Below are 13,012 nucleotides of genomic sequence, written 5' to 3' on the forward strand. Positions count from 1 at the left end.
TCTACGTCTCTGTGGTGAATCGGTCTTATTGCAGGACGGTGCTGATGATGATGTCGTGAGGGGGGCCGGTTTCGAGGCCGGCGCGGCGGACGAGCATTGCGATCTGGCCCCAATGGTTGATGCCGTGCCAGATGAATTGGGCGAGCAGCTTCCGCGATGAAAACTTGTACTCCGGGCGGCGCGGAAAACTGTGCATCTTCTGCATGTCATCCTCGGTTGCGGACTCGACGAAACGGGTTGCAAGGCCGTGAGCTTCCTCGTGCTTGGCAAACATTTCGTCAAGCGAGTCGGGGTTGAGTTGAACGTAACTGGCTGCACCGGGTGCATTCAGTTCAGAAGCGAAGAAGGCTTCCACCTCGCAGATATGGGCGATGAGGTTGCGGACTCTCGGCATCTTCCCACCCACCTCGATCTCCAGAGCATCCGGATGTTGGACGAAGAAAGCGTGCCAGCGCTCCGCGTCGGCATGATTGTAGGCGAGCAGAGTCTGGAAGTCGATGCTTGCGGCGCTCATTTCTTTCTCGATTCTTTCAACTTCTGCGATTTGGCTTCGACACCTTTCGCGAGTTTTTCCTTGTGAGCGTGGAGTTTTTTGGCAACGTCGGCATCGCTGAGGGCGATCATCTGCGCGGCGAGGATGCCGGCGTTGGTGGCTCCGGCCTTGCCAATGGCGACCGTGGCAACAGGAATACCGGCTGGCATCTGCACCATGGCGAGCAGAGAGTCGAGTCCGTTGAGCGGCGTAGAGGCAATAGGGACGGCGATGACGGGAAGCGTGGTTTCGGCGGCGATTACTCCGGCGAGATGAGCTGCTCCGCCAGCACCGGCGATGATGACCTTGAGGCCACGCTTTTCGGCATTACGGGAGTATTCGCTGGTGCGCGCTGGAGAGCGATGGGCGGAGGAGATATCGATCTCGTAGGGGATGCCGAACTCTTCGAGCGGCTTGGCGGCTTCGTTCATGATTTCAAGATCGCTATCACTGCCCATGACGATGGAAACGAGAGGGTTCATTAGGACTCCTTGAAAGTTGCCAGCAATCAGCATTCAGTGGAGTGGGGTACCGGATACCGCGTACCGGGATACGAGATGCCGGAGCAAAGCGGAACGCATTAACGAGTGCCTTCGCCCGATGTCGGTTTACTGCACCTCGCACCGACTGAATGCCGAGTGCTGATGGCTGATTGTTATTTTTTTAATCCCCGTCCCGCTATGTCGCGGCGGTAATGCATGCCTTCGAAACGGATTTGCCCCACAGCCTTATATGCTAAATCAACGGCGGCACGCAGGTCAGCAGCGCGGGCGGTGACGCCGAGCACGCGGCCGCCGGCGGTGTAATAACCGCCATCACGAGCGCTTGTTCCGGCGTGGAAAACCTTGACGCCGGGCATTTCGTCGGCGGCGCGAATGCCCTCGATCTTCTTTCCGGCTTCATAGGCGCCGGGGTAACCGCCGGAGGCTAAGACGACGCAGACGGTGGAATCATTGCTCCAGCGAAAGTCGCCGTCGCTGGCGCGGCCCTGGATGCTGGCTTCCATGGCGTCGACGAGATCACTCTCGAGGCGCATGAGGATGGGCTGGGTCTCGGGGTCGCCGAAGCGACAGTTGAATTCGAGTACCTGGGGCCCTCGAGCTGTCATCATCAGACCACAATAGAGGATGCCTTTGTAGGGTGTGCCTTCGGCGGCCATTCCGGCGACGACCGGCTTGGCGACGTGCGAGATGAGCCACTCGCTCATTTTTTCGTCGACGATGTTCGGGGTGGAGTAGGCGCCCATGCCGCCCGTGTTCGGACCAGTGTCGCCGTCGCCGACGCGCTTGTGATCCTGGGCGGCGACGAGCGGCACGACACGTTCTCCGTCGCTCATCACGAGAAACGAGAGTTCTTCGCCTTGCAGGCACTCTTCGAAGATGATGCGGCGGCCGGCTTCGCCAAGCATGGTGCCGCTGAGCATCTCGGTGGCAACCTGGGCCGCCTCGTCCTTGTTCTTCGCTACGACCACGCCTTTCCCTGCGGCGAGGCCGTCGGCCTTGACGACTACTGGCGCGCTGAAGAGGTTCAGGGCGTTCTTGATTTCGGCAGCGCTGGTGCAGACGGTATAGTGCGCCGTGGGAATGTGATGGCGCTGCATGAATTCCTTGGCGAAGGATTTGCTCGATTCGAGGCGCGCGGCCTTGGCAGTCGGGCCGAAGATGGGCCATTCGCGCTTCTGGAACTCGTCGACAACGCCGAGGGTAAGTGGCAATTCGGGGCCGACGACGGTGAGATCGGGACGAATGCGGTTGGCGACTTCGAGAATGGCGTCGATGGACTTGAGGTCGAGGGAAACGCATTGGGCGTCGGTGCAGATGCCGCCATTGCCGGGCGCGCAATAGAATTCGGTGACGCGCGGAGACTGCTTGAGTTTCCAAGCCAGCGCGTGTTCGCGTCCGCCACTGCCGAGTAGGAGAACTTTCATGGTCGAGGGCTCCCCGGAGAGGAGCATCAAGGGAAGGGTATGGATTGTAGGGAGAAGTGTCAAACGGGGAAAACAGTGGATGGTGGATTGTGGGGCGGTACGATTTGGGTTCACGATCCACAATCCACCATTCACGATTCGCACAGGGCTTGAATTGTTGCGCTACACTTTGTGATTACACCCTTCGGGAGCGTCGATGGATAGCAAAGAGCGTGCATGGCGATTGGAGTCGCGGACGCCCTCGCTCCCTGAGATTCACTCGAGCCTTCCCATACCACGGTCACCGAGTTTTCTGCGAAAGCTGGTGGCGTTTGCCGGGCCGGGGTTCCTGGTTGCCGTGGGATACATGGATCCGGGGAACTGGGCGACGGACCTGGCGGCGGGATCACGCTACAACTACACGCTGCTGTTCGTCATCATGCTGTCGAACCTGATGGCGATTTTGCTGCAGAGCCTGTGTATCAAGTTGGGGGTGGTGACAGGGCGTGACCTGGCGCAGGCGTGTCGCGACCACTTCAGCCGGCCGGTGTCGATTTTCCTGTGGGTACTGGCGGAGATTGGGATTGCGGCTTGCGACCTGGCCGAGGTGATCGGGTCGGCAATTGCGCTGCAACTGCTGTTTCATATTCCACTGCTGTGGGGCGTGTGCATTACCGCCGCAGATGTGCTGCTGATTCTCTTCCTCGAGAACAAGGGATTTCGCTATATCGAGGCGATCGTGGTCACGCTGGTGGCAACGATCGGCATCTGCTTTGGACTGGAGATTTTCTTTTCGCGACCGGAATTTGCGGGCATTTTGGGAAACCTGCTGATTCCGTCGATCGACCTGGTGCGCAACCGGGAGATGCTGTACATCGGCATCGGCATCCTGGGGGCAACGGTGATGCCGCACAATCTCTACCTGCACTCGGCGGTTGTGCAGACGCGGGACTTCGATCGGACTCCGGCGGGTAAGCGCGAGGCGATCAAGTACTGCAATATCGACTCGGCGGTGGCACTGACATTTGCGCTTTTTATCAATGCCGCGATATTGATCGTCTCAGCGTCGGTTTTCTATCGCACGGGCAACACCCAGGTGGCGGAAATCCAGGATGCCTACAAACTGCTGTCGCCGCTGCTTGGAGTGGGTGCGGCGAGCGGGATCTTTGCGATTGCGCTGCTGGCTTCGGGACAGAATTCGACGCTGACGGGAACACTGGCCGGGCAGATCGTGATGGAAGGCTTCATCAACATTCGCGTGAAGCCGTGGCTGCGGCGGTTGATTACACGGCTGATCGCGATTATTCCGACGGTGATCGTGACGGCCTATTGGGGCGAGAGCGGCACGGCGCGACTGATCATCTTCAGCCAGGTGATTCTGAGTTTCCAGTTGAGCTTTGCGGTGTTCCCGCTGGTGATGTTCACGAGTTCAAAGCTGAAGATGGGCGAGTTCGTAAATTCGTGGTTTGTGAAGAGCCTGGCGTGGACGGCGGCGGTGTTGATTGCAGTGCTGAATGCTTGGTTGCTGGTGCAGACGGTGATGGGGTACTGATTAATGCAGAGCCCGATGCCTCAGGTGCATTGCTGCCAAGTGAGTTGCTCCCAAATTTTGCCCTCTTCCCTACTGAAGTTCTAAACTAGTTCTTTGCTCTCCGCAGTATCGTGACCGGTTAGACGCCGGCGCTCCAGTTCGTAGGCCACGGCGTAATCATCTACTCATGGAAGGCTTTGTCATGAATACCTTTGGAAGTCGCTCTACTCTTCGTGTTGGCAATAAAGAATACGAAATCTATCGCATTGACGCGCTTGATAAGCAGGGCATCGGCACGGCGAAGTTGCCGTACTCGATACGAATCCTGGTGGAAAACCTTTTGCGGCGCGAGGACGGCAAGAACGTCACGGCTGCAACCATTAAGACGCTGGCTACGTGGAGCGGCAAAAAGACCTACGACAACGAGATCGCCTTTATGCCTGCTCGTGTTCTGATGCAGGATTTCACGGGCGTACCGGCGGTGGTGGACCTGGCGGCAATGCGCGATGCGATTAAGAAGCTGGGTGGAGACGCGGTGAAGATCAATCCGCTGGTTCCGGCTGAGTTGGTGATCGACCACTCGGTGCAGGTGGATGAATTTGGCAGCCCGAAGGCATTTCAGCTCAATGCAGAACTGGAGTTCCAGCGCAATCGCGAACGGTATGCGTTCCTAAGGTGGGGGCAGGGTGCATTCAAGAATTTCGCGATCGTGCCGCCGGATACGGGGATCGTGCACCAGGTGAACCTCGAATACCTGGCGCGTGTTGTGTTCGTCTCCGGCAACCAGGCGTATCCGGACACGCTGGTGGGAACGGATTCGCATACGACGATGATCAACGGATTGGGTGTACTGGGATGGGGCGTCGGCGGGATCGAGGCCGAAGCGGCCATGCTGGGCCAGGCGATCTCGATGCTGATTCCGGAAGTCATCGGCGTGCGACTGACGGGCAAGCTGAAAGAGGGCGCTACGGCAACCGACCTAGTGCTCACGATCACGGAGATGTTGCGCAAGCGCGGCGTAGTCGGAAAGTTCGTCGAGTACTTTGGACCGGGGTTGAAGGACCTGCCGCTGGCGGATCGTGCGACGATTGCGAATATGTCGCCCGAGTATGGTGCGACTTGCGGCATCTTCCCCGTCGATGCGGAGACACTGCGATACCTGCGGCTCAGCGGTCGAAGCGAAGACCTGGTCAAACTGGTTGAGGCGTACTGCAAGGAGCAGGGGCTGTTCCACACGGAGAACACACCCGAAGCGGAGTACACGGATGTGCTTTCTCTGGATATGGGCACCGTCCAGCCTTCGATTGCGGGGCCGAAGCGTCCGCAGGATCGCGTGTTCCTAGGCGATGCGAAGAAGTCGTTTGAAGCAGCGCTACCTTCGCTGATCAAGGCGGGTGCGAAGCAGGCTGCGGCTTCGACGAACGGAAGCGAGATCAAGAAGAACCTGAAGCACGGCAGCGTGGTGATCGCGGCAATCACGAGCTGCACGAATACATCGAATCCCTCGGTGATGATGGCGGCAGGACTGCTGGCGAAGAAGGCGGTAGAGAAAGGCGTGACGGTTCCGGCATGGGTGAAGCCGTCGCTGGCGCCCGGATCCAAAGTTGTTTCCGAATACCTGGCGAAGGCGGGCCTGCAGACGTATCTCGACAAGCTGAAGTTCAACCTGGTGGGTTACGGGTGTACGACGTGCATCGGCAACTCGGGACCGCTGCCGCAGGAAGTTTCGGATGCGGTGAGCGAGAAAGACCTGGTGGTGGCGTCGGTGCTCAGCGGGAATCGCAACTTCGAGGGACGAATCAACTCGGAGGTGCGCGCGAATTACCTGATGTCTCCGCCGCTGGTAGTGGCGTACGCGATCGCGGGGCGGATAGATCTCGACATCTACAACGAGCCGCTGGCGAAGGGTTCGAACGGGCAGGCGGTTTACCTGAAGGACATTTGGCCGACACAGGCGGAAGTGGATGCGGCGGTTCAGTCGTGCGTGACGGCGGAGATGTTCCACTCGAGCTATGGCGATGTCTTCAAGGGCGACGCCAACTGGCAGGGCCTGCCGGTACCTAAGGGCGATACCTATACGTGGGACGCGAATTCGACGTACGTACAGAACCCGCCGTACTTCGAGGGAATGGCAAAGACGCCGGGTACGGTCGCGGAGATCAAGGGTGCGCGGGTGCTGGGCGTGTTTGGGCACAGCATTACGACCGATCACATTTCTCCGGCGGGATCGATCAAGCCGAACAGTCCGGCGGGCAAATACCTGATTGAGCACGGAGTCGAGCCGAGGGACTTCAACTCGTACGGATCGCGACGCGGCAACCATGAAGTCATGATGCGCGGAACGTTTGCGAATGTGCGGTTGCGGAATAAGTTGGTGGAAGTCGAAGGTGGATTTACGCGGCACCTGCCGTCGAACGAGCAGATGTCGATTTACGATACGGCGATGCGCTACAAACAGGAAGGCGTGCCACTGATCATCCTGGCCGGGAAGGAATATGGCTCGGGGTCGTCGCGCGACTGGGCGGCGAAAGGTCCGAAGCTGCAGGGCGTCCGGGCGGTGATCGCGGAGAGCTTTGAGCGTATTCACCGGTCGAACCTGGTGGGCATGGGAATCGCACCTCTGCAGTTCCTGCCGGGCGAAAGCGTCGAAACACTTGGGCTGACCGGCGAAGAGGTATACGACATTGTCGGCCTGCGTGATGTGCTGGCGAACTACGCGCCGGGGAAGAAGGTAAAAGTGCGGGCGACCGGAAAGGGCGGCGCGAAGGAGTTCGAAGCTATCGTACGGATCGACACACCCCAGGAAGCGCAGTATTACCAGAATGATGGAATTCTGACGTATGTAGTCCGGCAGCTCCTTTAGAATCGATTCACCACAGAGCACACAGAGGAACCTAGGCATAACTGCAAAAACTAAGAGGGTGCGGAGAGAATCCGCACCCTCTTTTCTTCTGACCAGTTTTGATTCGAAATCTCTGTGGCTCTGTGCCTCTGTGGTGGGTCGGTTTTTTAAATTCCCACGGCCTCATAATCGTTGAGATTGCCGCGGCGGTACCGGGGAAACTCGTAGGGGCGGCGGGCAAAGCGGCGCTGGCGGAGTTCGCTGCCGATCCAAAGACCTAGTCCAAGCACACCTGCGACGGCGGCTACGCTGGCAATGGTTATTGCCGGGTGGTCGGCGACGGGGCGGGCGACGCGTCCGCCGGCTACGACCATGCGGCCAGGGATTCCGAATTCGTTGCGGAAGTTGCGAATGGAGCGCTCGCCACCACGCTCAAGAGCGCGATGGGCGTAAACCATGGGGCGGATGGCGGGCATACTAGCGTCCTGGCCGCCGTGAACGATGGCGTGATCGACGCCGCGTTCGCGCTGTCGTTCGAGGAGTTCTTCGATAGCATCGCGGAGATCAGCGGGATCGGTCGCAAGTTGTCGGTAGGCGACACGTCCGCTCTTGTCGATCAGGAATGACGGATTTGGCTGTCCGCTGTACTTGCGATGAACTTTGCCACCCAGGTCATCGACGAGGATGGGCATTTCGAGATCTTCGTCGTCGCGCAGTAGTTCGCCAGCCCGGACTTTGTCGCTCATCTTGCGGTGCGGCGGAAGTTCCTCGCCGGGGTGCGCCTCGCGCACGTAGACGAAGAGGAACTCGACATCGTCGTCGGAGAAGTCGTCGTATAGATCGCGCAGGCCGCTGATGCTGGCGGCGGTGAGAGGACAGGTGGCGGAACCGAAGGTCAGGACGACATTCTTCTCCTCACGGAAGTCACTGAGGCGGATTTTGTCGCCGTCGACGGTGCGGAGTTCAAAGTCGGGCGCGCGTTCGCCGGGATCGGGGGCATCGCCGAATTGGCGCGCCAGTTCCTTGGTGAGGGTCGTCTTCTTGAATTCGTCGTAGTTGTATCGAGATCTGCCGAACATGGGCGCCTCCGGGATGAGATTGAGGCCAAAACGATTGCAATCAGCCGTTGGGGTGGGATGCGAGGAACTGGGATGCGTTTGCCTGAAAACAGGTACGAGGTTCGAGGTAATAGGTACGAGATAACGACGTCGCCTGCGGTTCGAGCCGGGCTGCTTGCCCGGGATGAGACCGCACGAATAGAATCGAGAGTCATTCATTCAATGTGATAGGGGGATTGATGGCACCACTGAAAGTTGGTGAGATGGCGCCGGACTTCGAACTCCCAGCGGTGAAAGGTTCGGAAAAAGTTACGGTTAAGTTGAGCGATTACCGAGGGAAGAAGAACGTTCTACTGGCGTTCTATCCTGCAGACTGGACACCCACTTGAAGCGCGCAGATGCCGGCGTATGACGCGGATGCGGACAAATTCGCCGGTTTCAACGCCCAGGTCGTGGGCGTAAGCGTTGACTCAATTTTCAGTCATATAGCGTGGCAGGAGAAGTCGATTGGGAAGGTGAATTTCCCACTGTGCAGTGATTTTTATCCGCACGGAGCAGTGGCAAAAAAGTTTGGCGCGTTGCGCGAGGGGCCGCCAATCCCCGGAATCAACGATCGGACGATCTTCATTATCGACAAGCAGGGCAAAATAGTTTTTTCGAAGCTGTATGAGCTTGGGGAGCAACCGGAGAACGAGGAAGCGTTCGAGGTTCTGAGGAAACTCTAGAACCTGCTCACCACAGAGACACAGAATCAAACAGGCAGGGGGCGAAGAACCTCTGCCTTATCTATTTGTGGCTGTACATGAGGGTGAGGCCGATAATGTTTTTGCATTCTCAACTCCTATCCGGGAGGTATTCATGCGGAAGTTATTCGTCCTTGTTCTGCTGTTCACCTCTGTTGCGCTGTTTGCCCAAGACTTAAAACCGATTATCTTGCCGTCGCCACAGATGGATGGCGGACGCCCCTTGATGCAGGTTCTCAAGGAGAGAAAAACATCGCGGGACTTCGCGCCAGATAAGCTGTCACCCCAAGTGCTTTCCAATTTGCTCTGGGCGGCGTTTGGGGTGAATCGGCCGGATGGACATCGGACGGCGCCGTCGGCAATGAATTGGCAGGAGATCGAAATTTACGTCGCGATGAGCGATGGATTGTACATCTACGACGCGAAAGCCAATCGGCTCGATCCCGTGCTGGCACAGGATGTTCGAAGAGCGACGGGGACGCAGCCGTTTGTTGCGGAGGCGCCGGTGAACCTGATCTACGTGTCGGATATGTCCAGGGTGGGTTCGGGATCCGACCGAGAGATGTACACGGCGTCAGATGCTGGATTTATTGCGCAGAACGTGTACCTGTTCTGCGCGTCGGAGAAACTCGCGAGCGTGGTTCGGGGTTCGGTGGATCGGGCGGCTCTTGCTAAGGTGATGAAGCTTCGTCCAGAGCAGAAGATCATCCTGGCACAGACGGTGGGGTATCCGAAGAAGTAGGTTCAGAAGTTTTCGCGCAACAAAAAACCCCACAATCTGTGGGGTTTAGATTCACGGTGGCCGGCGAGGCGCCGGCGCTCCGATTATTGCGCGTTCTTATTGGTTGGCGGGCGGCGGGTGGGACGCTTGATGCCGGTGGCTTCGGCGGTTTCGGTGGTGCCGCCGGCCTGTTTGATGGTCGAGTCGATTTGCTGGAAGAGCTGCGACATATCGGTGACCTCGAGGCGCGAGGGGCCCTGCGGGGTATCACTCACGATGTAGACGGTCGGCGTGTGCTGAACTCCGACGCGTTGTCCGAGCGCGAAGTCGGCGAGAACTTCGGACTTCAGTTTCCCCGTCGGATCCACGGCAAACGGGATGCTGGTACCGTGGTCGGCGGCAAAATGGTCGGCAACGTTGCGCAGGTTGAACGGGGTGATGTTGGCCTGATTGGTGAAGATGAAGTGGCGGAATTCTTCGCCGAGGTCCTTCGACTTCGTGTCGAAGTAGCGGGCAAGGATGTGCGCCTGGAAGGACCAGTTGTGCATGGGCAGCGGGAAGTCGTGGCGGATGAGCGGGATTTTGTAGGTCTTCTCGGCGTCCTTCAACAGAGGCTCATCGTGGCCGCACATGGGGCATTGCATGTCTTCGAAGACGACGATCGCGACCTTGTAGCCCTTGGGCGGACGGAGCGGCAAAGCATCGCTGCCCTGGCCTGCCACAGGGGGAGTAAAGCTCGCGTCCGCGCTCGGGGCCTGGGTATCGGCGGCGGGCTGCGAGGCTGGTTGCGAAGCCGGCTGGGTGGCGGCGGAGGTGGCGGGCGCCGATGCCGCGGATGAAGAACTCGCCGCAGAGGCATTGCTGGGCTCCGAGTTGCGGCAGCCGATCCAAACAGCCGCGAACACAAGGAGCAGTGAGATGACGATCCAGCGGGTACGGTTCATTAACAGATTTCCTCTCCCGATATCTTAGCATTGGGAGCTTAGTGATCAGCAGTCGGCACTCAGCATTCGGTTACATGGGTATGCCACAAAAGAGGTGCAGGGTATGAGGGGGGAGGGTAGGGTGTCAGGATCAGTGGTGCGAAACAGAGAACCGTCGGACTGCACAGGGACTGGGGCTACTGAACGCTGATTGCTGATTGCTGAGTGCTTCTGTGTTAGCATTTTTGGTTGTTTCATAGCTCACCGTCCGGCAGGCACCGAGTGCGCCGGGCGACCTGCCCTTCCGCCCCCGGTTTTCCGTTGGCGAGTAGGCCAACACACCCGGCCGGGGTTCCCAGCACGCGCCGCAAGCGCGAGATGGGTTTGGCAGTCTGTACGAGCCAGATCGCGCAACTGCGTTCTGCGTATGAATGCCCGCGCCGAAGCGCGCGAGCAGCGGAATGGCGCCAATAGAGGAGTCTTCCTGTGAAGGTTTACGAAGGCGCAAACATCCGCAACGTGGCTGTGGTAGGCCACTCCCACTCCGGTAAAACCTCCCTCGTATCCGCCATGCTCTACACCGCCGGCGGCACCCAGCGACTTGGGCGCGTGGACGAGGGGAATACCGTAACCGACTACGACGAGGAAGAGATCAATCGCAAGATGACGATCTCGTCCACGCTTGCGGTGGCCGAGTGGGGTAAATCCAAGATCAACATTCTGGACACTCCCGGCTTCAACATGTTCATCCACGAGGCTGAGCAGGTTATGCCGGCGGTCGAGGCCTGCCTGGTCGTCGTGGATGCCGTCAGCGGCGTGCAGGTCGTGACCGAGCGCATCTGGAACTACGCGGCGAAGCTGGAGATGCCCCGGGTGATCGTTTGCACCCGCATGGATCGCGAGCGCGCCGACTTCGCCCGGGCGATGGAATCGCTAACGAATACTTTCGGGCGCACCGTCGTTCCGGTGCAGTTGCCGATCGGCAGCGAGAAGAATTTCACCGGGGTGATCGACCTGGTGAAGATGAAGGCCTACACCTACGAAATGGGCGGCAACGGCAAGGCGAAGGTCGGCGACATTCCGGCCAACATGGCTGAGGAAGCCAAAGCCGCGCACGAGCGCCTGGTGGAACTGATTGCCGAAGGCGACGATGCCCTGATGGAAGAGTTCTTCAATACGGGCACGATCGGCGAAGAGCACATCGTCAGCGGGATTCACAACGCGATTCGTGAAGACAAGATCTTTCCGGTGCTGTTTGCGTCGGGCCTGGGCAATATGGGCACGGATGAGGTGCTCGACTTCGTTGTCGAGTACATGCCATATGCGACCGAGCACCAGACGGTTCATGGAAAGGCGAGCGGCGGAAACGGCGGCCCGCCGGAGCGGCATACGAACGACACGGAACCGCTATCTCTGTACGTCTTTAAAACGGTCAGCGATCCGTTCGCTGGACGAATCTCGTTCTTCAAGGTGTACAGCGGAGTGCTGAAGAACGAGGCAACGGTGCAGAACTTCACGCGGCAGACGTCGGAAAAGTTTGCTCACCTCTCGACCATGCAAGGCAAAGCGCCCATCCCGGTTCCGGAACTCCATGCCGGCGATATCGGTGCCATTGCGAAGCTGAAGGACACGCTGACGGGCGATACGCTAGGGGACAAGGGTGCGCCGATTGAGTTCCCTGCCGCGACCTTCCCCGAACCGGCGATTACGTTCGCGATCGAACCGAAGAGCCGCAACGACGAAGACAAACTCGGCGTAGGAATCGCAAAGCTGATGGAAGAAGATGCTATGCTGCGCTTCTTCCGCGACCCACAGACGAAGGAATTCCTCATTGCGGGCACCGGGCAGCAGCATATTGAAGTCGTTGTCAGCAAGCTGAAGAACCGGTACCGCACCGAGGTCAATCTAAAGGCTCCAAAGGTGCCTTATCGCGAGACGATTCGCGGGCACGCGGATGTGCAGGGACGCCACAAGAAGCAGTCGGGCGGTCACGGGCAGTTCGGCGATTGCAAGATCAAGATGGATCCGTTGCCGCGTGGCGCGCAGTTCGAGTTCATTAACGACATCTTTGGTGGCGCGATCCCGAAGAACTTCATTCCGGCGGTCGAGAAAGGAATCCTCGAGGCGGCGGCACGCGGGTATCTCGCGGGCTATCCCGTCGTCGATTTCAAAGTCACGCTCTACGACGGAAGCTATCACGACGTGGATTCCAACGAGCTCTCGTTCAAGACGGCCGGGCGCATCGCCTTCAAGAAAGCCATGGAAGCGGCGAAACCAGCGCTGCTGGAGCCGATCATGAACGTCGAGATCACGATTCCCGACGAGTTTGCAGGTGCAATCATGGGCGACCTGAACTCTCGGCGGGGACGCATCCAGGGCATGGAGAACAAGGGCGGCAACACAATCGTAAAGGCCCAGGTTCCGATGGCGGAGATGTTGAGCTACGGCACGGAGTTGACTTCGATGACGCAGGGCCGGGGCAGCTTCAACATGGAAATGGATCACTACGACTTCGTTCCGGCGCAGGCGGCGGAAAAGATCATCACAGCTGCGAAGGCCGCGAAGGGCGAGGTCGCAGAAGAGGAAGAAGAGTAAGAACCCAAGAGATAAACGCAGAGGACGCAGAGGACGCAGAGGGCGCGAAGGTCCTTGGGACTGTCGCGAGCTTTGCGTCCTTTCGCTATTTCATTTCGCTCCATCCCATTCGAGAATGCGCCCAGCGGAACCCAGGTGGAGGTTGCTGGTGGAGTCGTTGA

The 13,012-nt window shown here is 58.8% G+C and carries 10 protein-coding genes; 5 read left to right on the forward strand and 5 right to left on the reverse strand.

The annotated features are described in order from the left end of the window. Window positions 1-25: 25 nt before the first annotated feature. The 3 genes from ROO76_17220 to purD form a co-directional block, all read right to left on the reverse strand. Window positions 26-514 carry a DinB family protein gene (locus tag ROO76_17220; protein MDT8069906.1) on the reverse strand — a complete coding sequence of 163 codons (489 nt, stop codon included), beginning with the start codon at window positions 512-514 and terminating at the stop codon, window positions 26-28. Continuing rightward, window positions 511-1,014: a 5-(carboxyamino)imidazole ribonucleotide mutase gene (purE, locus tag ROO76_17225; GenBank protein ID MDT8069907.1), complete on the reverse strand. Its 504-nt coding sequence runs from the start codon at window positions 1,012-1,014 to the stop codon at window positions 511-513. The genes ROO76_17220 and purE overlap by 4 nt, the downstream gene beginning before the upstream one ends. A 173-nt stretch (window positions 1,015-1,187) precedes the next feature. Continuing rightward, entirely contained in the window at window positions 1,188-2,459 is a 1,272-nt protein-coding gene (gene purD / locus ROO76_17230; protein ID MDT8069908.1) for a phosphoribosylamine--glycine ligase, read from the reverse strand. Between the two features lie 196 nt (window positions 2,460-2,655). On the opposite strand from purD, the gene ROO76_17235 reads away from it, so the two are divergent. Both ROO76_17235 and acnA read left to right on the forward strand, forming a co-directional pair. Continuing rightward, entirely contained in the window at window positions 2,656-3,990 is a 1,335-nt protein-coding gene (locus ROO76_17235) for an Nramp family divalent metal transporter (GenBank protein ID MDT8069909.1), read from the forward strand. 181 nt (window positions 3,991-4,171) lie between these two features. After that, entirely contained in the window at window positions 4,172-6,832 is a 2,661-nt protein-coding gene (acnA, locus tag ROO76_17240; GenBank protein ID MDT8069910.1) for an aconitate hydratase AcnA, read from the forward strand. 146 nt (window positions 6,833-6,978) lie between these two features. Here the strand turns inward: acnA and ROO76_17245 are convergent, their stop codons facing one another. Continuing rightward, window positions 6,979-7,890 (reverse strand): redoxin domain-containing protein, encoded by a 912-nt coding sequence (locus ROO76_17245; protein ID MDT8069911.1) that lies wholly within the window; start codon window positions 7,888-7,890, stop codon window positions 6,979-6,981. Between the two features lie 242 nt (window positions 7,891-8,132). Here ROO76_17245 and ROO76_17250 point away from each other — a divergent pair, with 242 nt between their 5' ends. Together ROO76_17250 and ROO76_17255 are read left to right on the forward strand one after the other, a co-directional pair. Next, window positions 8,133-8,594, forward strand: coding sequence for a redoxin domain-containing protein (locus ROO76_17250; GenBank protein ID MDT8069912.1), 462 nt, complete (start codon window positions 8,133-8,135; stop codon window positions 8,592-8,594). Between the two features lie 133 nt (window positions 8,595-8,727). Then, window positions 8,728-9,354: a SagB/ThcOx family dehydrogenase gene (locus ROO76_17255; protein ID MDT8069913.1), complete on the forward strand. Its 627-nt coding sequence runs from the start codon at window positions 8,728-8,730 to the stop codon at window positions 9,352-9,354. 83 nt (window positions 9,355-9,437) lie between these two features. Here ROO76_17255 and ROO76_17260 read toward each other — a convergent pair whose 3' ends face one another. Next, on the reverse strand, window positions 9,438-10,277 hold the full coding sequence (locus ROO76_17260) for a thioredoxin domain-containing protein (GenBank protein ID MDT8069914.1): 840 nt from the start codon (window positions 10,275-10,277) through the stop codon (window positions 9,438-9,440). Window positions 10,278-10,742: 465 nt separating this feature from the next. Here ROO76_17260 and fusA point away from each other — a divergent pair, with 465 nt between their 5' ends. Further along, window positions 10,743-12,851, forward strand: coding sequence for an elongation factor G (gene fusA / locus ROO76_17265; GenBank protein ID MDT8069915.1), 2,109 nt, complete (start codon window positions 10,743-10,745; stop codon window positions 12,849-12,851). The last annotated feature ends 161 nt before the right edge of the window (window positions 12,852-13,012 follow it).

It is taken from the genome of Terriglobia bacterium (assembly GCA_032252755.1).
In the GTDB taxonomy this organism is placed as follows: domain Bacteria; phylum Acidobacteriota; class Terriglobia; order Terriglobales; family Acidobacteriaceae; genus JAVUPY01.

Coding starts and splice junctions, on each gene's coding strand:
- purE (MDT8069907.1), bottom strand. CDS start 1,014: ATGAACCCTCTCGTTTCCATCGTCATGGGCAGTGATAGCGATCTTGAA.
- ROO76_17235 (MDT8069909.1), top strand. CDS start 2,656: ATGGATAGCAAAGAGCGTGCATGGCGATTGGAGTCGCGGACGCCCTCG.
- ROO76_17255 (MDT8069913.1), top strand. CDS start 8,728: ATGCGGAAGTTATTCGTCCTTGTTCTGCTGTTCACCTCTGTTGCGCTG.
- acnA (MDT8069910.1), top strand. CDS start 4,172: ATGAATACCTTTGGAAGTCGCTCTACTCTTCGTGTTGGCAATAAAGAA.
- ROO76_17260 (MDT8069914.1), bottom strand. CDS start 10,277: ATGAACCGTACCCGCTGGATCGTCATCTCACTGCTCCTTGTGTTCGCG.
- ROO76_17245 (MDT8069911.1), bottom strand. CDS start 7,890: ATGTTCGGCAGATCTCGATACAACTACGACGAATTCAAGAAGACGACC.
- ROO76_17220 (MDT8069906.1), bottom strand. CDS start 514: ATGAGCGCCGCAAGCATCGACTTCCAGACTCTGCTCGCCTACAATCAT.
- purD (MDT8069908.1), bottom strand. CDS start 2,459: ATGAAAGTTCTCCTACTCGGCAGTGGCGGACGCGAACACGCGCTGGCT.